Origin of the sequence: Litorivivens sp., from assembly GCF_041625495.1 — a bacterium.
Taxonomy (GTDB): Bacteria; Pseudomonadota; Gammaproteobacteria; order Pseudomonadales; family Spongiibacteraceae; genus Litorivivens.
In genome coordinates this window covers 1-20,358 of sequence record NZ_JBFJTH010000061.1, presented here as the reverse complement: position 1 = coordinate 20,358, position 20,358 = coordinate 1, and the positions used below count along the sequence as shown (strand labels likewise).

The 20,358-nt window shown below is 56.0% G+C and carries 17 protein-coding genes and 1 pseudogene; 14 read left to right on the top strand and 4 right to left on the bottom strand.

All coding sequences use genetic code 11. The features are described 5' to 3' along the window. Window positions 1-191 (top strand): annotated as a pseudogene (gene dcd / locus ABYP39_RS09090) (dCTP deaminase); the annotation flags it as partial. Here dcd and ABYP39_RS09085 read toward each other — a convergent pair. From ABYP39_RS09085 to purM, 3 genes are read right to left on the bottom strand one after another with little or no spacing between them, the layout of a single operon-like run. Further along, window positions 188-922 (bottom strand): DUF3108 domain-containing protein, encoded by a 735-nt coding sequence (locus tag ABYP39_RS09085; RefSeq protein ID WP_372764580.1) that lies wholly within the window; start codon window positions 920-922, stop codon window positions 188-190. The pseudogene dcd and the gene ABYP39_RS09085 sit on opposite strands and share 4 nt — an antisense overlap. Continuing rightward, on the bottom strand, window positions 867-1,523 hold the full coding sequence (gene purN / locus ABYP39_RS09080) for a phosphoribosylglycinamide formyltransferase (protein WP_372758804.1): 657 nt from the start codon (window positions 1,521-1,523) through the stop codon (window positions 867-869). The genes ABYP39_RS09085 and purN overlap by 56 nt, the downstream gene beginning before the upstream one ends. Next, a complete protein-coding gene (purM, locus tag ABYP39_RS09075) occupies window positions 1,524-2,570 on the bottom strand; it encodes a phosphoribosylformylglycinamidine cyclo-ligase (protein ID WP_372750204.1) in 1,047 nt (348 codons plus the stop codon). 144 nt (window positions 2,571-2,714) lie between these two features. Between purM and ABYP39_RS09070 the strand changes: the two genes are divergently transcribed. The 6 genes from ABYP39_RS09070 (at window position 2,715) to ABYP39_RS09045 (ending at window position 11,301) form a co-directional block, all read left to right on the top strand. Further along, window positions 2,715-3,788: a DUF2066 domain-containing protein gene (locus tag ABYP39_RS09070; RefSeq protein ID WP_372782155.1), complete on the top strand. Its 1,074-nt coding sequence runs from the start codon at window positions 2,715-2,717 to the stop codon at window positions 3,786-3,788. Next, window positions 3,785-4,858 carry an AI-2E family transporter gene (locus tag ABYP39_RS09065; RefSeq protein WP_372782153.1) on the top strand — a complete coding sequence of 358 codons (1,074 nt, stop codon included), beginning with the start codon at window positions 3,785-3,787 and terminating at the stop codon, window positions 4,856-4,858. The genes ABYP39_RS09070 and ABYP39_RS09065 overlap by 4 nt, the downstream gene beginning before the upstream one ends. Continuing rightward, window positions 4,851-5,549: a DnaA regulatory inactivator Hda gene (gene hda, locus ABYP39_RS09060; protein ID WP_372758802.1), complete on the top strand. Its 699-nt coding sequence runs from the start codon at window positions 4,851-4,853 to the stop codon at window positions 5,547-5,549. Before ABYP39_RS09065 ends, hda begins: the two co-directional genes overlap by 8 nt. A gap of 196 nt (window positions 5,550-5,745) precedes the next feature. Beyond that, window positions 5,746-6,870 carry an OmpA family protein gene (locus tag ABYP39_RS09055; protein ID WP_372749964.1) on the top strand — a complete coding sequence of 375 codons (1,125 nt, stop codon included), beginning with the start codon at window positions 5,746-5,748 and terminating at the stop codon, window positions 6,868-6,870. A 376-nt stretch (window positions 6,871-7,246) separates the two neighbouring features. Next, window positions 7,247-9,430, top strand: coding sequence for a molybdopterin oxidoreductase family protein (locus tag ABYP39_RS09050; RefSeq protein WP_372749717.1), 2,184 nt, complete (start codon window positions 7,247-7,249; stop codon window positions 9,428-9,430). Between the two features lie 17 nt (window positions 9,431-9,447). Next, window positions 9,448-11,301 carry a DmsC/YnfH family molybdoenzyme membrane anchor subunit gene (locus ABYP39_RS09045; RefSeq protein ID WP_372749716.1) on the top strand — a complete coding sequence of 618 codons (1,854 nt, stop codon included), beginning with the start codon at window positions 9,448-9,450 and terminating at the stop codon, window positions 11,299-11,301. 585 nt (window positions 11,302-11,886) lie between these two features. On the opposite strand, the gene ABYP39_RS09040 is transcribed toward ABYP39_RS09045, so the two are convergent. Then, on the bottom strand, window positions 11,887-12,528 hold the full coding sequence (locus ABYP39_RS09040; protein WP_372749936.1) for a urate hydroxylase PuuD: 642 nt from the start codon (window positions 12,526-12,528) through the stop codon (window positions 11,887-11,889). 226 nt (window positions 12,529-12,754) lie between these two features. Here ABYP39_RS09040 and ABYP39_RS09035 point away from each other — a divergent pair, with 226 nt between their 5' ends. The 7 genes from ABYP39_RS09035 to ABYP39_RS09005 all read left to right on the top strand — a co-directional run. Then, a complete protein-coding gene (locus tag ABYP39_RS09035) occupies window positions 12,755-13,519 on the top strand; it encodes a hypothetical protein (protein WP_372749937.1) in 765 nt (254 codons plus the stop codon). A 120-nt stretch (window positions 13,520-13,639) separates the two neighbouring features. Continuing rightward, window positions 13,640-15,157, top strand: coding sequence for a fumarate hydratase (locus tag ABYP39_RS09030; protein WP_372763672.1), 1,518 nt, complete (start codon window positions 13,640-13,642; stop codon window positions 15,155-15,157). A gap of 95 nt (window positions 15,158-15,252) precedes the next feature. Beyond that, window positions 15,253-16,677 carry an exodeoxyribonuclease I gene (sbcB, locus tag ABYP39_RS09025; RefSeq protein WP_372782151.1) on the top strand — a complete coding sequence of 475 codons (1,425 nt, stop codon included), beginning with the start codon at window positions 15,253-15,255 and terminating at the stop codon, window positions 16,675-16,677. A gap of 32 nt (window positions 16,678-16,709) precedes the next feature. Beyond that, complete coding sequence (locus tag ABYP39_RS09020; protein WP_372750382.1) at window positions 16,710-16,964, top strand: GIY-YIG nuclease family protein; 255 nt, start codon at window positions 16,710-16,712, stop codon at window positions 16,962-16,964. Window positions 16,965-17,013: 49 nt separating this feature from the next. Then, window positions 17,014-18,789, top strand: a complete 1,776-nt coding sequence (locus ABYP39_RS09015) for an ABC transporter transmembrane domain-containing protein (RefSeq protein ID WP_372782157.1) — start codon at window positions 17,014-17,016, stop codon at window positions 18,787-18,789. Beyond that, window positions 18,786-19,802: an aspartate carbamoyltransferase gene (locus tag ABYP39_RS09010; protein WP_372747297.1), complete on the top strand. Its 1,017-nt coding sequence runs from the start codon at window positions 18,786-18,788 to the stop codon at window positions 19,800-19,802. Before ABYP39_RS09015 ends, ABYP39_RS09010 begins: the two co-directional genes overlap by 4 nt. Further along, a partial coding sequence (locus tag ABYP39_RS09005; protein ID WP_372782149.1) for an NUDIX domain-containing protein occupies window positions 19,802-20,358 on the top strand: 557 nt, incomplete at its 3' end. The genes ABYP39_RS09010 and ABYP39_RS09005, both read left to right, overlap by 1 nt.

The following is a 20,358-nucleotide window of genomic DNA, read 5'->3' as shown; positions in this document are numbered from 1 at the left end:
TCGAGCCGGAGTGGGAAGGGCATGTGACGTTGGAGTTTTCCAATACCACCAACCTGCCGGCGAAAATCTATGCCAACGAAGGTGTGGCGCAGATGCTGTTTTTCGAATCCGACGAGGTCTGCGAGGTTAGCTACAAGGATCGGGGTGGGAAATATCAGGGGCAGCGTGGGGTCACGCTGCCGAAAACCTAGAAAGCGGCAATGTCGAGGTTGACGGATTTCAGTTGCATCTGAATCTGTTCGTCATCTTCGTTGCGTTCCATGCGCACAATCAGAAAGTCGAGATCGGGGGCCACCCAGATAAAGGTTTCCCGGTCTTTTCCCGCCGTTGTCTGCCGCAGTTTGACCGTATGAATCTGTCGCTTGCCGGCGCTGATGGTCTGTTCACCGATTTTTTCCACCCGATACTGCTTGTGGCGGCCCCGGTCGACCAGATGGTAGGTCTTGGGCGTTTGCAGTTGGCCGGCGAGTAGGTCGAGCCGCAGCTGAATCTGGTAGCTAAGTTTGTCGTAGCTCGGCACTTTCAGGTCGGCGTGTCGAGTGCCGCTGTCCAGGGAGAATGAGGCGCGTTTTTTCCCCCAGTCGTAGCGAATCACCTGATCTTTTCGGTCGCCCGGTGATTGCTGATACGTGTACTCGAGCGGCACCACATCAACGCCGTTATATTTTACGATGACGGATTCACTAAAGCGGGCAAACAGAATTCGCGCGGAATCTTTGAGGGTCCATTGATTCTCACCACTGTGATGAAGCTCGCGGGTGACTTCGGCCGCGAGGCCATCTCTTACAATGCCATAGGTCGCCCGGTAGGGTTTGAGTGGTACGCCGGCGCCGGCATGGGCGAGGCTGGAGAGCAGCAGACTGCCGCTAGTCAGCAGTAACGCAATGAAAAGGAAAGCCTGTTGGCGGAAGCGCATTATCATCAAGTTCTGCCTGATTGCCATTAAGAGTCAGACGCCCTTCCGCAAACCAGCGAGCGGCCAGCGGATAGATGCGGTGTTCCTGTTCGAGCACGCGTGCTGCGAGAAGTTCCGCAGTGTCACCTGCCTTTACTGGTACCTGAGCCTGCAAAATCGGCGGCCCGCCGTCAAGTTCTTCGGTCACAAAATGTACCGTGGCGCCGGCTTCGGTGTCGCCGGCATCAATGGCTCGCTGGTGGGTGTGCAGCCCAGGATATTTTGGCAGCAGCGACGGGTGGATGTTCAGCATGCGCCCCCGGAAGTGGCGAACAAAGTCGGCACCGAGAATGCGCATAAAGCCCGCCAGGACGACCAGGTCAGGGGCGAAGCTGTCGATAGTGTCGCGCAACGCAGCGTCGAAATCATCGCGATTTGCAAAGCCGGTGTGATCGACCACCGCAGTGGCAATGCCGGCTTGGGCTGCCCGCTCAAGCCCGCCAGCGGCAGGGCGGTTGGAAATGACCGCCGCTATGTCAGCGGGTAGCTCGCCCTGTTCGGCTGCATCGATAAAGGCCTGCAGATTGGAGCCGCTGCCGGAGATGAGAATGACAAGCTTGCAGGGCATTTACAGGCCCTGCAGAACGACGCGCTCGTCTTCCTCCGCGCAGGCTTCGATTTCGCCGATAACACTGGCGATTTCACCCTGCTGTTTCAGCATGTCCAGGACAGCTTCCTCGTTGGCGGCGTCTACGCAAAGGACAAAACCGATACCGCAGTTGAAGGTGCGGTGCATTTCTCGGCTGGTGACGTTGCCGGCCTGCTGTAGCCAGTTGAAAACTTCCGGGCGCTGCCAGGTGCTTACGTCGATGGTGGCGCGGGTGCCCTTGGGCAGTACGCGCGGAACATTTTCCAATAGTCCGCCGCCAGTGATGTGAGCCATCGCCTTGATCGGGTACTCCTTGACCAGGCGCAGAATCTGCTTGGCGTAAATGCGGGTTGGTGCGAGCAGCGTTTCGCCCAGTGTGCTGTCGCCGAAAGCCTGGCTCAGGTCGGCCTTGCTGACCTCAATGATCTTGCGGATCAGGGAATAGCCATTGGAGTGTGGCCCGGATGAGCGGATGCCAATCAGTTTGTCACCCACGCGCACTGAAAAGCCGTCGATGATTTTGGATTTCTCGACTACGCCTACGCAGAAGCCTGCCAGGTCGTAATCTTCACCGTGGTACATGCCCGGCATTTCTGCCGTTTCACCACCTACCAGCGCGCAACCGGACAGCTCGCAGCCGGCGCCAATGCCTTCTACAACCTTGGCGGCTACATCGACATTGAGCTTGCCGGTGGCGTAGTAATCCAGGAAGAACAGCGGCTCAGCGCCAGTAACCAGCAGGTCGTTGACACACATCGCCACCAGATCAATGCCGATGGTGTCGTGAATGCCCAGGTCCATGGCCAGACGCAGTTTGGTGCCAACGCCATCGGTTCCGGATACCAGTACAGGTTCCTGGTAGCCGCTGGGAATCTGGCACAGGGCGCCAAATCCGCCCAGGCCGGACATCACCTCAGAGCGGCGAGTCTTCTTGGCGACGTGTTTGATGCGCTCGACCAGCGCGTCACCTGCGTCAATATCAACACCGGCGTCTTTGTAGCTCAAGGAGGGAGTGGAATCGGTCATCTGGGGCACCCTGTTTTCGAGGGCGGCTATTCTAGCCTGAATGGACAGCAAATTCAGCACGTATTTGGCGCTGATTGCGGCTGTATCGCGGCACACGCCTTGCTACAATGGCCGCTTGCTAACTTGCTGGTTTGCGCAAAGTTTATGAAAAAAATAAGCGTACTTGTGTTGCTGGGCCTATTTTGGGGGCCGCTGCAGGCAGAAGTAGTCAAAAATCTCTACAACGCGCAGGTGCCGGTCGCCCAGCGTGGTCAGGCGGCGTTGAAAGATGCTGCCGCTGAAGGATTGCGGCAGGTGTTGGTGCGCGTGAGCGGGCGTGAGGATGTCGCCAGCTTCGGCGATGTGCAGCGCGCCTTGCCCAAGGCAGAAAGTCTGTTGAACCAGTATCACTACAGTAACAAGCTGGTCGATGGTCGCGATCAGCTGTTTATTGATTTCAGCTTCAGCGAGGTTGAAGTTAATCGTTTGCTGAGTCAGGCGGGGCTGCCGGTGTGGGACAAAAACCGGCCGCAAACCCTGGTTTGGCTGGTGGTGGATGATTTCAGCGGCCGCCACTTTGTTAGCGAAGCCAGTGATCCTGAGATCGTCCAGGCGTTGCGTGAAGCCGCCGCACAGCGCGGACTGCCATTGGTGTTTCCGGTACTCGATATCGATGACAAGTTGCAGCTCACCACTGGTCAGGTGTGGTCGATGGATCTCGAGGCTGTGCGCAAGGCGGCGGAGCGCTATCGAACGTCACAAATTCTTACTGGCCGACTCACGCGGCTCTCCACCAGCTGGATCGCCAATTTTGCGGTGATCAGCGGCATCGATGAAGATCTTCTGGATCGGCAGGCGGCAGAGCTGGCTGATATTTTGAGACCCGTGGTCAATTCGGTGGCGGATGAATTAGCCAGCCGTTTTGCTGTGATCAGGTCCGGTCAGAGTGGCGCGCGCGAGCATATCGTGGTTAGCGGCATCGGCAACTTTCGGGATTACGCGCGTCTGTTGACCTATCTGGAAGGCGTGGCTGTTGTTGAGCACGCCAACCCTGTCTGGGTGTCGGGTGCTCAAGCGGTGATTGAGCTGCATCTGGAGGGAAGCATGGATAAAGCCCGGCAGTTTTTCCTGCTTGATAAAAAACTGTTGGACGACAACAACCCCGGGGTGGCGTTTACACAGTCCAACTTGCCGGTTGAGCAGGTTCACAGCTATTACCGGTGGCAGAGCCGGCCATGAGCAACACACGGCTGGCGCTGTTGATTGCCGGGGCTGCAGGTATCGGGCTGTTGATACACTTGCTCAAGCCGATACTGGCGCCGTTTCTCGTTGCTGCACTGTTGGCCTACCTTGGGGATCCGCTGGTGGATCGGCTGGAGGCGCGGCGCATGGGGCGCACCGCAGCCGTGTGTGTTGTATTTCTGGTGCTGACGCTGTTTTCTCTTGTGGTGCTGTTGATTGCCCTGCCGTTGCTTGTGGAGCAGTTTCAGCTGCTTGGTGTTCGCTTGCAGGCCCTGCTCCAGTGGCTGCAAACCCAAGTGCTGCCTGAGCTTCGGGCGAGGCTCGGTGAGGGCGCCACCCTGACCGGAGCAGGTCAGGCGCTAGGTAAAAACATTGGTACCGCCGGTGATGTGTTGTTTCGGCTATGGAACCGAATTACTGGCTCCAGCATGGTTATCATGGGCTGGTTGAGCACGCTGGTGCTGATTCCGGTAGTCACCTTTTACCTGTTGCGTGATTGGGACATTCTGGTCGCTAAAATCCGCGACCTGCTACCGCGCAACATCGAAGGCCGCGCTAGCCTGATTGCCCGCGAGTGCGACGAGATTCTCGGCGCCTTTATTCGCGGTCAGATGCTGGTAATGGCGGCGCTCGCGGTGGTGTACACGCTGGGGCTGTGGATGGTCGGCCTGGAATTGGCTCTGGTGCTGGGTCTGCTGGCGGGGCTTGCTAGCATCGTACCCTATATGGGGTTTGTGGTTGGCATCGTGGCGGCAGTGATAGCTGCCTGGTTTCAGTTTCACGACCCTTGGGCGCTGTTTCAGGTTGGCGTGGTGTTTACCGTGGGTCAGATGCTCGAAGGTATGCTGCTCACGCCACTGTTGGTGGGTGATCGCATCGGCCTGCATCCGGTGGCCGTGATCTTTGCCTTGCTGGCCGGGGCACAATTGTTCGGCTTTGTGGGCATATTGCTGGGGTTGCCAGCGGCGGCAGTCATTATGGTCATGTTGCGTCATGTGCATAGCAGCTACCTTGGCAGTGAGCTCTATGGTGGACCGAAGCAGCCGGGGATAATCACCGATGAGTGAGCAGCTGGCCTTGGGGATTGGGCCTGAGAAATCTTTGCGGTTCGACAATTTCTATACCATCGCGGCAAACCGTCTGCTGGTGAACCAGCTTAAGTTGCAGGCCGAGAGCGAAGGCGAGCAGTGGGTGCTGGTGCACGGCACGCCGGAAAGTGGCCGAAGCCATTTGCTGCAGGCAAGTTGCCATCAGGCGGCGAGTCATGGTTTTTCGGCATCTTATTTCCCTCTGCGTGAATTCACGGACGCCAATCCCCAGGCACTGCTAGAGGGCACTGAGCAGGCTGATTTGCTGTGTCTGGACGATCTGGATGTGGTGATTGGACGGCCACAGTGGGAGGAAAGCCTGTTTCACCTCTACAACCGGGCTTTGCTCAGCGGCACTGCGTTACTGCTGGCGTCACGGCTACCCGCGGCCGCTCTGGCCTGTAGCCTGCCAGATCTGCATTCCCGCCTTAAAAGCTTCAGTGTGTATCAGCTGACGGCCCTAAGTGAGGAGCAGCGGTTGGAAGCGCTCATGTTTCGCGCGACTGGCTTGGGCATGGAGCTGGATCGCGATGTGGCTGAATACCTCTATCACCGGGCAGCACGCAATCTGGCGACCCTGTTCGGTATTCTCGACCAGTTGGATCGTGAGTCGCTGAGGCATCAGCGCTCACTGACAAAGCCTTTTGTGAAATCGGTTCTTGGCTGGTAGGCGCACAATCTGTAAACGTGTGTTAAATTGCGCACTTAAGCCATTAAATAGACTGGCATAACCCCGAAATATCAGTTATACCTAGGCGTTATGGCTAAAGGTGTCCGGCGTGAGGTCAAGAATTCAAAACTCAGCGGCGGGCCGATAATGTTAACCAAGTCGATTTTAAAACCACCTAGTACGCGGGGGACGTAAAATGAAGAAATCAATTGCTGTGTCGCTTATGGCCGCAGCTGTTGCCAGTGCGATGTCTGCAACTGTGTCTGCAGAAGGCGCTTGGCGCGCAACGTATATGGGCGGCTATCAGGGCTTTGACGGTGACCGTGATCTGGAAGGCGGAATCACCGATATTGTTGCTCTGGAGCGCAAGCTGTCAGACGAGTGGGGTGTTGAGTTGCGCGCCCAGATAGCGTCGCCTGATAGCGATCGGGACATCCGCGCGGCGGACGTCGATTTACTGCAAGGTAGTGTGGATCTTCTGCGTTACTACGATATTGGCCAGGAACGTTGGGCGCCTTATGCGGCAATTGGTTTGGGCCACGCCGATTTTGAAACTGACACAGCCACCAGCGGCGAGACTCAGGCGAATCTCGGCGGCGGTGTGATGTACATGATCAATAAAGACTGGTCTGCGCGATTTGATGCCCGTTACATCAACGGTCTGGACGTGGAAATGTCTGATTACGTGGTTGGTCTGGGTATCAGCTACTCCTTCGGTGGCGGTTCAACCTCTAAGCCTGAGCCGGCCCCAGCGCCCATGAAGCCTCGTGAAAAAGACACAGACGGTGATGGCGTATCTGACAGCATGGATCGTTGCGCCAACACGCCGGTAGGTGTTGTGGTCAATGCATCGGGCTGTCCGTTGGATACCGACGGTGACGGCGTTCCTGATTACAAAGACAAGTGTCCGCAAACTCCGGCCGGCCGTCAGGTTGACGCCAGCGGCTGTAAGTTTGTGCTGTCGCGAACTGAACAGATCCGGATGGAAGTGAATTTCGCCTCCAACTCTTCCGACGTTCCTGCGCAATATATGGCTGAAGTCGAAAAAGTGGCGAGCTTCCTGAAGAAATTTGGTGGTGTTAGTGCCGTTATTGAAGGTCACACTGACAGCTCCGGATCGGATGCCTACAACAAGACGTTGTCACAGCGTCGTGCTGACGCAGTGAAAGCTGCTCTGGTTAGCAAATATGGTATCAACGCCTCGCGCCTGACAGCGATTGGTTACGGTGAAGAGCGTCCGGTTGCCAGCAACGAGACGCGTGAAGGCCGAAGCCAGAACCGTCGAGTTGTTGCGGTGCTCAAGGCTGAAGTGTCTGAATAAACGATTGCTCTAACGCAATAAGGCCTCCTTCGGGAGGCCTTTTTTTTGGTTCTTCGAATGGGGGCGGATAGGTGCGAGTATAAGGTCAGCTGCACTAAAGCCTATCTTCTTTAATTTACAAAGACCCTTTTTGTCTCGAGATATTCGCTTGTGGTATTGCCGAGAGCTGGCCGCAGCGAACCAGAAGCTAACCCCTTGTTTTTAAACGCCCGGCGAGTTTGGGGTGGCAAGCCTCCCTGATTGGCACGTTTCTTGACTCTTACTCTCCCATAGGTGCAATTGCGTGCGGTAAAACCCTCTTTTGGTGCACCGCGGGTGAAAACGCAATTCCCTGGCCGCACCAAAGTGGTGCTGACGCTTTATCGGGAGACATTAAATGCTGTTCGGGCGCAAAGATCGCAAGCCGATTGTAATTGCCGACAAGAAAGTGGTTGATTGGAAATATGCCGTGTGTGGTTATTGTTCCACGGGATGCTCCATCGAAGTCGGGCTGAATGCTGACGGTAAGCCGGTGGCGAGTCGTGGCAAGGGCAGCGCGCCAGTCAATCAAGGCAAACTTTGCATCAAGGGCATTTTCGAACACGAGCTGGTAACCACCGCAGGGCGCGGTACCGAACCCTTGATGCGCGACAAACCTTATCTGCCCTATCAGCCAACCAGCTGGGATGCGGCGTTGGATCGCACGGCCGATGAGTTCAAGCGAATTCAGGAAAAATACGGTCGCGACAGCGTGGCTGTCGTGTCGACCGGCCAGCTGCTCACCGAAGAGTTCTACACGCTTGGCAAACTGGTGCGCGGAGTTATTGGTACCAACAACTACGATGGTAATACCACGTTGTGTATGGCGTCGGCTGTGTCAGGCTACAAGCGTTCTTTCGGTTCTGACGGTCCTCCTGGCTGTTATGAGGATTTCGAGCATACTCACTGCCTGATGGCCTTCGGCTCTAACCTGCCAGAACAGCACCCTATCATTTACTGGCGTTTGAAAGAGGCGCTGGAAAAGCGCAAGTTTCCCCTGATTGTGGTCGACCCTCGCGTGACCATGATGGCTCAGTTTGCCGACATCCATCTACCTATTACACCAGGCACGGATCTGGTGCTGCTGAACGCGATGGCCCATGTGATCATCAAAGAGGGCTTGCAGAAGCAGGATTATATCGATGCGCACTGCGGCGGTTATGAAGAGCTGAAGGCCCTGGTAGAGAAATACGATCCGGAGTCTGCTTCGCGTATTTGCGGCATTGACGCCGACACCATTCGTCACGTGGCCCGCATGTATGCCAAGGCGCCGTCTGCTATGAGTATCTGGACGATGGGGATCAACCAGAGCACTCACGGTAGCGATGGTGTGTGCGGTATCAATAACCTGAACCTCATCACTGGCAATATTGGCATTCCCGGAGGCACCTCGCTGTCGATCACCGGTCAGTGCAACGCGATGGGTACCCGTGAGTGGTCATCCTGTTCCGGTTTGCCCGGTTACCGCATGCTGGAGAAAGAGGAGCACCGCGAAGAGGTTGGTAAATTCTGGGGCGTTGACCCCGAGTTTTTCCCGAAAAAGCGTGGCCTCCAGCAAACCGATATTTTTCCGGCCATCGAGTCCGGAGAAATCAAGGCGCTGTGGATTGTTGCAACTAATCCGCTGACCTCCATGCCCAACCAGCCGCGCATCAAGAAGGCGTTGGAAAAGCTGGAATTCATGGTGGTGCAGGATGGCTATGCTGACTGCGAAACCGCCAAGTATGCCCATGTGTATCTACCGGGCGCGGTATGGGGCGAGAAAGAGGGAGTACAGACTAATACCGAGCGCCGGGTAAATCTGGTGCGTAAATTTGTCGAGCCGCCAGGCCAGGCCAAGCCGGACTTTTGGGTGTTCAATGAGCTGGCCAAGCGTTTTGAACAAGGTCGTAGAATCAAGTTTCCGGAAACCACCTCGGAAATTTTCGACGAGATGAAGCATCTTTCCAAAGGTGAAGGGCGGACGCTGGATATCTCCGGTATGAGTCACGATAGTATCGAGGAGCAGCGTGGTATCCAGTGGCCCATGCGCGAAGGTGATGCCACCGGTAATCCGCGTCTGTACAGCGATGGAAAATTCCAGACGCCGAACGGCAAGGCTAATCTGCTGGCCATGGACTACATTGAGAACAATGAAGTTCCCGACACCCAATACCCCTTCTGGCTGAACAGCGGTCGGGTGGTAGAGCATTTTCACACTCGCACCAAAACCGGCAAGATTGGCAACCTGAACAAGTTTAGCCCCACCCCCTATATGGAAATGAACCCGGACGCCGCCCGCGAGCAGGGTGTAGAGCATATGAGCTACGTGCGTCTGGTATCCCGACGTGGCGACGCGGTGGTTATGGTGCAGCTGACCCAGCGTGTGCCGCGCAATATGGTGTTTATTCCCATGCACTACCACGACTGCGTTAATCGCCTGTCGCTGGGATTGCTAGACCCCTATTCCCGTCAGCCCGCCTTTAAACAGTGTGCGGTGCGTATCGAGCATGTGGATCAGAAAGAAGCTGCGCGACTGAATGTAGAGCGCCGGGCGTTTTAAGAGAGAAGGTTTTTACCATGTGGCAAGTACGAGACGACGAACCCCAGTACGCTTTTTTGAAAGAACCGAAAGCGCCTGAAGTTAATTACTACGAGGCGCCGATTGACCTGATTGCGCGTTCCGGTGGCGAAGCGCAGCCGGGGCGGGAAATGTTCATCAATAATGAGCCGGGCGTTGGTACGAATCCCAATCGCAATAAGCAGCATGCCTTTCACTTTACCGCAGACAACTGTATTGGCTGTCATGCCTGTGAGGCTGCCTGTTCTGAGAAGAATGACAATCCTGCGCATATCAGTTTTCGCAGCGTTGGTTATGTGGAGGGCGGAACCTATCCGGATTTTCGTCGGATGAATATCTCCATGGCCTGCAACCACTGCGACAATCCGGTATGTCTTAAAGGCTGCCCGACGCGTGCCTACACCAAACATGCAGAATATGGCGCGGTGCTGCAGGATCCGGAAACCTGTTTTGGTTGTGGTTACTGTACTTGGGTGTGCCCTTACAATGCGCCGCAGCTCGATCCGATCAAAGGGCAGGTGTCCAAATGCAACATGTGTGTAGATCGGCTGGAGGTAAACCTGAAGCCGGCCTGTGTTTCGGCCTGTCTCGGTAATGCGCTTAATTTTGGTGTGGTAGAGGATCTGCCAGAGAATCGAGAGCAGGGTAAGGTATCGATTCCCGGTTTTCCCGACCCTGAAATTACCCACCCGAACATCCGTTTCCAGCAAGTTAAAACTATGCCCGATGAGGTGACGCGTCCCGACGGCATGCCCGTGAAGTATCATCGCGATGAAGATGGCCAGTACCGTCCCGTGGTGGATCAAAAGAAAGGTGTGGAGCGGCACTGGAATCTAAAGCGTTTAAGCTCACGAGAGAATCCGCTGGTCATTTTTACCTTGGTCAGTCAGGCGGCGTTGGGTCTGTTTTTCAGCGCCTTCCTGGGAGCGCAGCTCGGGTTTGAACCCGCGCAAACGCTTCGGGCGTCTGTCATGTATGTGCCGCTGGTAACACTTGCAGTGGCATTTGCGGGCTTGGGAATGCTGATGTCAGCGACCCATTTGGGTAAACCTTTGCGCTTCTATCGCGGCTTCAACAACCTTAGACACTCGCCTGTATGTCGCGAAGGACTAGGAATGCTTCTATTTATGGTGTTTACCGGATTGCACATGTTGGCGGTGCTGCCGGAAAATGCAGTCTTTCAATCGGTGCTGGGAGACTGGGGCAGCTATACAACGCTGGCCTCGGTGTTCGGATGGTTAGCTGTGCCCAGCGGTTTGGTGGGGCTCTACTATATGTATCGCTGTTACCGCATACCAGCACGGCCTTTCTGGGACCACTGGCAGACGGCCACCGCTTTTGTTGGTACCAGCCTTACCTTCGGAGGCTTGTTGCTGGGCCTGGTTGGGGTGCCCACGCTGATGCTGGGTGGGCAGGATGTGAGTACGCTCACAGTGCTGTGTGCAGCGCTGGTGTTTGCCGGCTGCTTACTGGAATCACTGGGTCTGTGGCGCCACGGCAGCGAGATGAATGTGGGGAATAACGAAGGCAGCGCATCGCACTATGTGCAGTGCACGGTGTTTGGCAAAAGCTATGCCTTACGCAATGCCCTGCTGGGGGTAAATCTGGCCGTATCCGGTGGATTTCTGCTCGGGCTGTTCAATGCTGGGCCGCTGATGTTGGTCCTGGCGGCCGTATTGTCGCTGTCTACGTTTGCGGTCGCGGTAATAGGGCGGGCGCTGTTCTATGTGCTGGTTATACCCACAACCATGCCGGGTGCATTTTTCTGGAAGAACAAGGATTTCGAAGAGCACGCTCGGGAAATTGGGCTGGCCCATATGCCGCAGGTGGGTGTGGTCTACCATAATCACTGAGTGGCTACTGGCTTGCTGACGATTGCCGCGCTTAGCGCGGCAATTTTGTTATGGGCGGCCTGTAGTATTGGGCCGTTCAGGCTTGAGGGCGGCTTTGAGTTCTATGCTCGGCTTTTGTGTTTTGCCTAGAGGCTGGGGCGTTAGGCAAAGTAACTAACGGGCTTTCTTCTATTAGAGGGCCGAATCTTCTCAATGTCTCTGTAGTTTCCCGCCTGCTTTTCCGTGCGCATGCGCGCCACAACAGATTCCAATACCCGTTGCTTGTGAGCGGCAAAGTGCTGTGTGCGGTGCTGGTGTTGTTCAGCCGACGCGTGCTCACGCTCGACTGCCTCACCCCGGGGTATATAGTCGCCGCTCAGAATCTGCTGTTTGGTGTACGGCAATTTCACTGGTTTCGTCTTATTGTTCTGTCAGTTCAGGGTGGATGGCTGTTGTCACACCACCAATGACTCGATTGCGGTTAAGTGTGAACTAGGTCGCACTTTATCAATTTCAGGGGGTTTGGTCAAATAGTGATCAGTGCTTGCTCCGGGCACAAAAAACCCCGGGCATGCCGGGGTTTTTGTAGTGCCTAAAGGGCTGGTATCAGACGAACTGGAGAATCGCCAGAAATACAACTGTCAGCGCGATGCTGCAGTGGACCACACCTTTGACAGTAGTCATCGGACCAGTCTTGCCGAAAATGGCATTCAGTTCCAGGGCGGCGATCAGTGCCAGAACAATCCACAGGCCCAGTGGCAGGCTGTTCATGCCGTAGCTGGCAGCGCCGGTGCCGTGGAAAGAGCCCATCATGCCGATCAGCATTGGGCCGGAGAACAGGGTGTTGGTGCGCGATGCCAGGCCGGCTTTCGGGGCGGCAGCGGCAGCATCACCAGGGGTAATACCACACACAATCTTCTGGTTTGGCCAGATGATCAGCCAGACGTTCAGGAACATCAGGGTACCCAGAACCGCGCCCATGATGATGTAGGAATCCCAGCCGTGAGACTGGCGAACCAGCTCCAGCAGTACCACACCGGTCAGGAAGGTAAACATTGCGCCCCAGCGGAACCACCACAGTGCACGTGGCGCCAGCTTCTTGACAGCGTCGGCTTTGGCGCCAGCTTCCGCTTCTTTGAAGTATTCGGTTTGAACGAAATTGAAGTAGTACAGGAGGCCGATCCACGTGATGCCAAACAGCACGTGAAGCCAACGGAACAGAACGTCGGTGGTAATAAAGTTTTCCATAGCAGTTCCTATCAATAGTGGCAGGTTGAACTTTTATTGGTACCCGACATCACAGGTGAATGGCGGGAGCTTGTAGTGCCGGCAGTATAGCAAAAAGATTGAATGTCTAGAAATATCCTTCTGATGTGTCAGTTTTTTTTGGAGCCCGAAGAGGTGAATTTCACCGCTTTTTCCGGCGCTGTACTGCTGTCATAATGAGCGCCGCACGGCCCACTTAGGAGTTGCCATGACAGACCCGAAAAGACCCGATGGAATCAGGCCAGAGGCAGATGAGATTCAGGCCTACCAGCGCGAGCGCCGTACGCGGATGGTCGATCGGATTGGCGATGTCCCCGCCGTGAGCAGTGAGGGAGGCGGCTCAAGGGTCGGCGGTGGCTGGCTGATGTGGCTGGTGATCGTGGTGCTATTGGGTGGCGCCTACTATTTGTACAAGCAGCTGGACATCGCGCTGGCCCAGCAGACCTTGGATCAGCAACGGATTCTTCGCCTTGAGAAGCAGCTTAATGTCACTGATGAAAGCGTCAGCGAGACCAGTGACCAGTTTCAGAAGCAAATGGAATTTCTGGATACCGAAATTCGAAAGTTGTGGGACAACGTCTGGAAGCGCAGCAAGCAGCAGCTCGCAGATCATGAAACCAAGATTGAAGCGATGGAGAAAACGCTGGCGTCACTGAATACGCAGTTTGCCTCGCTGAATACGAAAATTGCGGCAGCAGAAAAAGCGACTGCGGGATACAAAAGCGAACTTGATACGCTTAAAGCCCAGCTCGATAAAACGCGCGCTATGACCGAAGCGCACCGGGGTCAGATTGCCGACCTCAAAGCCGGCGGCAATATGGCGGAGAAAGTTGCGAAGCTGGAGGCGCGGATTCAATCCAATGAAGAGTGGCTTGAATCAGTCAATGCTTTCCGCAAGCAGGTTAACCGTGACCTGGCCAATCTGCGTGATACGGTGAGCCGCTACCACTCTGGAGCGTCGCCCTCGCCATAGCTTGATTGAACAGCACCGGTGAAAGGCTGCTGACTCTGAGGTATACTGCCGCCCCCGAATCGCGCGGGTGGGGCGGCTAGTTTTCTGGATCGTCCGGCTCGCAGTATAGTGAGGCAGCCGATGACCGTAATTCGTAAAGATGACCTGATCAGCACAGTCGCTGATGCTCTTCAATACATCTCCTACTACCACCCCGTCGATTTCATCCAGGGCGTTTACCAGGCCTACCAGCGCGAGCAGAACCCCGGCGCGAAAGACGCCATGGCGCAGATCCTGATCAACTCTCGCATGTGCGCGGAAGGGCATCGCCCGATTTGCCAGGACACGGGTATCGTTACCGTCTTCCTGAAAGTTGGTATGAATGTGCAATGGGAAAGCGATATCTCGGTCACTGATATGGTGAACGAAGGTGTTCGTCGGGCCTACAACAATCCAGACAACGTGCTGCGAGCCTCCATTCTGTCCGATCCTGACGGAGCCCGTCAGAACACTAAAGACAACACCCCCGCAGTTATTCACTATGAGATCGTACCAGGTGACAAGGTCGAGGTTTACGTGGCGGCCAAGGGCGGCGGCAGTGAGGCTAAATCCAAGTTTGCGATGCTCAATCCGTCGGACTCTGTAGTCGACTGGGTGTTGGAGCAGGTGCCCAAAATGGGTGCTGGCTGGTGCCCTCCGGGCATGCTGGGTATTGGTATTGGCGGCACAGCCGAAAAAGCGATGCTGGTGGCCAAGGAAGCACTGCTGGACCCTATCGATATTCACGAGCTGCGTGAGCGCGGCCCGGCGAACCGCTCAGAAGAGTTGCGGCTGGAGTTGATGGAAAAGGTGAACAAGCTGGGTATCGGTGCTCAGGGGTTGGGCGGTCTGACCACCGTGCTGGACGTTAAAGTGAAAGATTATCCGACCCACGCAGCCAACAAAGCCGTGGCAATTATTCCCAACTGCGCGGCGACTCGACACGCTCACGTCACGCTGGACGGTTCAGGTCCAGCCACGCTGACACCGCCGTCACTGGACGACTGGCCTGATATCACCTGGGAAGTTGGTGAAGGTGTGCGCCGGGTTAATCTCGACACCGTTACGGCAGAAGAAGTTAAAGCTTGGAAACCCGGTGAGACCCTGCTGCTGAACGGAAAAATGTTGACTGGCCGCGATGCCGCCCACAAGAAAATGGTCGATATGCTCGCTAACGGTGAAAAACTGCCGGTGGATATGAAGGGCCGCTTCATCTACTACGTTGGGCCGGTAGATCCGGTGCGCGACGAAGTGGTTGGCCCGGCTGGTCCGACAACGGCCACCCGCATGGATAAATTTACTCGCACCATGCTTGAGGAAACGGGCTTGCTCGGCATGATCGGCAAGGCCGAGCGTGGCGATACGGCAATTGACGCGATTCGCGACAGCGAAGCGGTCTACCTCATGGCCGTTGGTGGTGCCGCTTATCTGGTAGCTCAGGCGATCAAGCATGCCGAAGTGGTCGCGTTCCCGGAACTGGGGATGGAAGCCATTTACGAGTTTGACGTAGTGGACATGCCGGTGACAGTGGCGGTGGATACCCATGGCGATTCGGTACACAAGTCTGGCCCGGCCAAATGGGCGAAGATGATTGAGGAGCAGGCGATCGAGGTCGTCTAAGTATCCCGCCTTCTGCCCTCTCCCTGCGGGGGAGGGCATTTGCAATCTCCCGCTGCCCCATGTGAAATACCGCAAACTCAAGCGGAATCCTCATCTTGTCTAACCACACCTTTTATTGGCACGACTACGAAACCTGGGGGGCAGACCCCACGTTTGATCGAGCGTCCCAGTTTGCCGGTGTTCGCACCGATGCGGATCTCAATATCATTGGCGAACCGCTGGTGATCTACAACCGGCCCACGCCGGATGTCGTGCCGCATCCGGAAGCATGCCTGGTGACGGGCATCACGCCGCAAGAGGCCCTGAATAAAGGTGTCAGTGAGCGTGAATTTATCAGTGCAATTCACCGCGAGCTGTCTCAACCGGGCACCTGTGGCGCGGGCTACAACAGTATCCGCTTTGACGATGAGGTAACCCGCTTCACGCTCTATCGCAACTTCATAGACCCCTATGCCCGGGAATGGCAGAACGGCAATTCACGTTGGGATCTTATTGATGTGGTACGTTTGTGCTGTGCTCTGCGCCCAGAGGGAATTGAGTGGCCACGACGAGACGATGGAGAAATAAGCTTTAAGTTGGAGTTGCTTACCGCTGCCAATGGTCTTGCTCATGAATCTGCGCACGATGCCTTTTCCGACGTGCTGGCCACTATTGAGCTGGCGCGTATCATTAAGACCCGCAAGCCCAAGCTGTTCGACTATGCGCTGTCGTTGCGGAAAAAGCAGACCGTTGCCCAATTGCTGGACCTAAACCGGCAAAAGCCCCTATTGCATATCTCATCTCGTTATCCGGCCAGCCGCTTCTGCTCGGCGCTAGTGATGCCATTGGCGATGCATCCGGTGAATAAGAACAGCGTGATAGCGGTCGATTTGATGGCCGACCCTGAGCCGCTGCTGACACTATCACCCGCCAAAGTTGCTGAGCGGGTTTTTGCTCGCAGCGATGTTCTGGCCGAGGGCGTGGAGCGTATCCCGCTCAAGGAAATTCATCTCAACCGCTCGCCCATGCTGGCCACGCTGAACCTGCTCGACGACGCGGCGCAGGAGCGCTTGCAGATTGATATGGCGCGGTGTGAAGCGCATTGGCAAATGCTGAGCAAAGCAGACTTGCGCCATAAGCTGAGCGATATCTACAGTCAACGTGAATTTGCTGAGCATACGGATCCTGAGCGAATGCTATATAGTGGCGGCTTCTTCAGTAATGAAGACCGGCGGCTGATGGACGAAGTTACTCGCAGCTCAGGCGATCAGTTAGCCGACAGGACGTTCCCCTTTTCCGATAGTCGGCTGGCGGAGATGTTGTTTCGTTATCGCGCGCGCAATTTTCCGAACTCGCTCACACCCGAGGAACAGTTGCATTGGCAGGAATTCTGTCACAGCCGAGTTCACGAGGAAGATGGCGGGGGTGGTCTCACCGCGGGGCAATGCCTGGCGCGTATTGTCGAGTTGCGCCCCGGCCAGTCGCCGGCCAGGCAGCAGGTGCTCGATTCGCTGGCGGATTACGTGAAAGGTCTGCCGTGACAGTACCCGTGCGAAGTGCTTGGTGGGTGTATATGATCCGCGCTCAGAGCGGCAAGCTCTACACCGGTATCAGTACCGATGTGGCGCGGCGATTTCGCGAGCACGCCGGTGAGCTGCCCAACGGCGCGCGCTTCTTTCGCGGTGACCCGCCGGAGGCACTGGTCTATCAGGAAGAAGCGATGGATCGTTCCAGTGCTTCGCGTCGAGAAGCTCAAATCAAAGCACTGCGCCGGTCCGATAAGCTACAACTGATCGCCCACTATCAACAGGAAAAGGCCCTTGGCTGATGTAACTGAAGACCGCAAAGCCAGCAAAAACCTTGGTGTTTTAAAGGCCATGCTGCAGTTTTTGCGACCGTATCGACTGCAGGTTGTTGGCGCCAGTATTGCGTTGGTCTTTACTGCGGGCATTACCCTGTCGCTCGGGCAGGGGATCCGGCTGCTGGTGGACGAAGGGTTTTCGTCGGGTACCCCGGCCATGTTGAACCAGGCCCTGCTCATTTTTATGGGGCTGGTCATGTTGTTGGCGCTGGGCACGTTTACCCGCTTTTATCTGGTGTCATGGATTGGTGAGCGGGTCAGTGCAGATCTGCGTAAAGCGGTTTTTGATCATGTGGTCACCCTCCATCCCGGTTTTTTTGAAACCAACGTGTCAGGCGAGATTCAGTCGCGAATTACTACCGACACGACGTTACTCCAGACTGTGATTGGCTCGTCGGTTTCCATTGCACTGCGCAATGCGCTTATGTTCGTAGGCGGCATAATCTGGCTGATTATTACCAATCCCAAGCTAACCAGCATGGTGTTGCTGAGTGTGCCGCTGATTGTCATTCCCATTTTGGTGTTCGGGCGACGGGTGCGGGCATTGTCGCGCAGCTCTCAGGACAGTATAGCCAGCGTCGGCAGCTTTGTTGGCGAGGCCATCAAGAATATTAAAGTGCTGCAGGCCTTTAATTATCAGCAGCGTGACAAGGCACTGTTTGCGCGCCATGTAGAGCATGCATTTGCCATCGCTGTTCGTCGTATTAATCAGCGCGCCTGGCTGTCGACAATCGTGATTTTGCTGGTGCTCGGTGCAATTGCGGCTATGCTCTGGGTCGGCGGTCACGACGTGTTGGCCGGTCGTATATCCAGCGGTGAGTTGGCGGCTTTTGTGTTTTATGCCTTGATGGTGGCGGCCTCTGTGGGTGCTATCTCCGAAGTCTACGGCGATCTGCAGCGCGCCGCAGGAGCCACCGAGCGCTTACTCGAGCTGCTGTCCGCGCGCAGCCTGATTGTTCCCCCAGCGGTACCGCGCGAGTTGCCGACAACCGTCACCGGTGAGCTGTGGCTGAAGGATGTGTGCTTTGCCTATCCGTCGCGGCCGGACTACTGGGCCATCAATGCGCTTAATCTGCGCGTGCCGGCGGGCAGTAGTATGGCCTTGGTGGACAGCTCCGGCGCGGGGAAATCGACGCTGGTGGATTTACTGCTGAGGTTTTATGACGTGCAGTCCGGCAGTATTTCGCTTGATGGTGTGGATGTGCGCGAACTTAACCCGGAAACCCTGCGTGACCAGATTGCGCTGGTGCCCCAGCAGCCGGTGTTGTTTACAGGTACGGTGGCAGACAATATCCGTTACGGAAATCCTGATGCCAGCGAGGATCAGCTGATTGCCGCCGCCAAGGCAGCTTATGCCCACGAATTTATTGAGCGGCTGCCTGAAGGGTACGACAGTTTTGTGGGTGAGGGCGGCGTGCGTCTGTCTGGCGGTCAACGCCAGCGCGTCGCCATTGCTCGTGCCATTTTAAAAGACCCCAAACTGCTGCTGCTGGACGAAGCGACCAGCGCGCTGGATGCCGAGAGCGAGTTCCAGGTGCAACAGGCATTGCAGCGATTAATGAAAGACCGGACTACCATCGTGATTGCGCACCGCTTGGCCACTGTCGTCAAGGTGGATAAGATAGCGGTGCTTGATCATGGCCGGTTGGCGGCGCTCGGCACCCACGGTGAATTGATTAAAGAATCACCGCTCTATGCTCGTTGGGCCAGTCTGCAGTTTGATCACGACCAGGTCGATCCCGCTGCGGTCTCTGACACAGAGCCGCTTTTGAATAAACAGGAGTCAGAGTGAAGTTTACCGGCAGCCATATTCTGTCCATTACCCAATTTGAGCGCGAACAGATCGAGCAGGTGTTTGCAGTAGCCGATCGCATGCAACCTTATGCCCATCGACAGAAGGTGACGCGCGTGCTCGATGGCGCCATCCTCGGCAATATGTTTTTTGAGCCCTCCACGCGCACTCGAGTGAGCTTTGGCTGTGCGTTTAATCTGCTGGGAGGTGAAGTGCGGGAAACGACCGGCTTTGAAAGCTCGGCACTGGCCAAGGGGGAATCGCTCTACGATACCGCCCGGGTATTGAGTGGTTACAGCGATGTCATTGTCATGCGCCACCCGACCTCCGGTTCAGTCGCGGAGTTTGCGCGTGCCAGCCGGGTGCCGGTGATTAATGGGGGGGACGGTTCCAACGAGCACCCCAGTCAGGCATTGTTGGATCTGTACACCATTCAGAAAGAGTTGCGCCACAAGGGTCGCGAGGGTATCGACGGGCTACGCATTGCCATGATTGGTGATCTCAAATACGGTCGCACAGTGCACTCCCTGTGTAAGCTGTTGTGCCTGTTCGACAATGTAACCGTGACCCTGATTTCCCCTGACGAATTACGTATGCCGCAAGAGATTGTTGAAAGTCTACGCGCTGCGGGCAATAAAGTGGTTGAGAGTGATGCGATGGAATCCAGCATTGGTCATGTAGACATCGCCTATTCCACTCGCATTCAGGCAGAGCGTTTTGCCAGTAAGGAAGAGGCGGACCTTTATCGCGGTCGTTACCGCCTGAATCAGTCGGTATACACACGATTCTGTGAACCAAACACTGTCATCATGCATCCGCTGCCGCGTGACTCGCGGGCTGAGGCCAATGAGCTGGATAACGATCTGAATGAAAATCCGAATCTGGCGATTTTTCGGCAGGCGGACAACGGTGTGCTGGTACGTATGGCGCTATTTGCCCTGATTCTGGATGTGGCAAACGAGGTGGACCGCCACGCCCGCGATGTGAACTGGTACACCGAGCGACGCTTCTGATGAGCTTCTCCCGCGACGACTTTACAGTCTCTTCCGAGCAGACCCTGTGGAAGGGTTTTTTTGAAGTGGTAGACGTAAGCCTGCGTCATCGCCTGTTCGACGGCGGCTGGAGCGGCGACATTCGCCGCGTGGTTGCACGCCGCAGGCAGGCGGTCGGGGTGCTGATCTACGATCCAGCGCTAGATGCCTTGGCTGTGGCTGAACAGTTTCGGGTTGGCGCACTGGCGCGCAATCCTTCGCCCTGGCTGATGGAGTTGATCGCCGGGTTGATGGAAGCCGGGGAGTCGCCAGAAGATGTAGCGCACCGAGAAAGTCAGGAGGAGGCTGGTGTCACCCTGAGAGCATTGGAAAAAGTCGCCTCGTACTACTCGTCACCTGGTGGTAGCGATGAATATTTCCATCTCTACTGCGGCTGCGCAGACCTTTCTGCAGCGGCAGGGGTGCATGGTTTGGCGGAAGAGAATGAAGATATCCGCCTGCATGTGTTGCCGGTAAACGAGGTTTTGGCAATGATGGATGATGGCCGGATAGACAATGCACACTCGCTCGTTGCCCT

Bases quoted from the DNA above. Each gene is read 5' to 3' on its own strand.
- ABYP39_RS09030 (WP_372763672.1), top strand. From the start codon at position 13,640: ATGACCGTAATTCGTAAAGATGACCTGATCAGCACAGTCGCTGATGCT.
- ABYP39_RS09055 (WP_372749964.1), top strand. From the start codon at position 5,746: ATGAAGAAATCAATTGCTGTGTCGCTTATGGCCGCAGCTGTTGCCAGT.
- ABYP39_RS09020 (WP_372750382.1), top strand. From the start codon at position 16,710: ATGATCCGCGCTCAGAGCGGCAAGCTCTACACCGGTATCAGTACCGAT.
- ABYP39_RS09015 (WP_372782157.1), top strand. From the start codon at position 17,014: ATGCTGCAGTTTTTGCGACCGTATCGACTGCAGGTTGTTGGCGCCAGT.
- ABYP39_RS09085 (WP_372764580.1), bottom strand. From the start codon at position 922: ATGATAATGCGCTTCCGCCAACAGGCTTTCCTTTTCATTGCGTTACTG.
- ABYP39_RS09050 (WP_372749717.1), top strand. From the start codon at position 7,247: ATGCTGTTCGGGCGCAAAGATCGCAAGCCGATTGTAATTGCCGACAAG.
- hda (WP_372758802.1), top strand. From the start codon at position 4,851: ATGAGTGAGCAGCTGGCCTTGGGGATTGGGCCTGAGAAATCTTTGCGG.
- ABYP39_RS09070 (WP_372782155.1), top strand. From the start codon at position 2,715: ATGAAAAAAATAAGCGTACTTGTGTTGCTGGGCCTATTTTGGGGGCCG.
- ABYP39_RS09045 (WP_372749716.1), top strand. From the start codon at position 9,448: ATGTGGCAAGTACGAGACGACGAACCCCAGTACGCTTTTTTGAAAGAA.
- purM (WP_372750204.1), bottom strand. From the start codon at position 2,570: ATGACCGATTCCACTCCCTCCTTGAGCTACAAAGACGCCGGTGTTGAT.
- ABYP39_RS09040 (WP_372749936.1), bottom strand. From the start codon at position 12,528: ATGGAAAACTTTATTACCACCGACGTTCTGTTCCGTTGGCTTCACGTG.
- ABYP39_RS09035 (WP_372749937.1), top strand. From the start codon at position 12,755: ATGACAGACCCGAAAAGACCCGATGGAATCAGGCCAGAGGCAGATGAG.
- purN (WP_372758804.1), bottom strand. From the start codon at position 1,523: ATGCCCTGCAAGCTTGTCATTCTCATCTCCGGCAGCGGCTCCAATCTG.
- ABYP39_RS09065 (WP_372782153.1), top strand. From the start codon at position 3,785: ATGAGCAACACACGGCTGGCGCTGTTGATTGCCGGGGCTGCAGGTATC.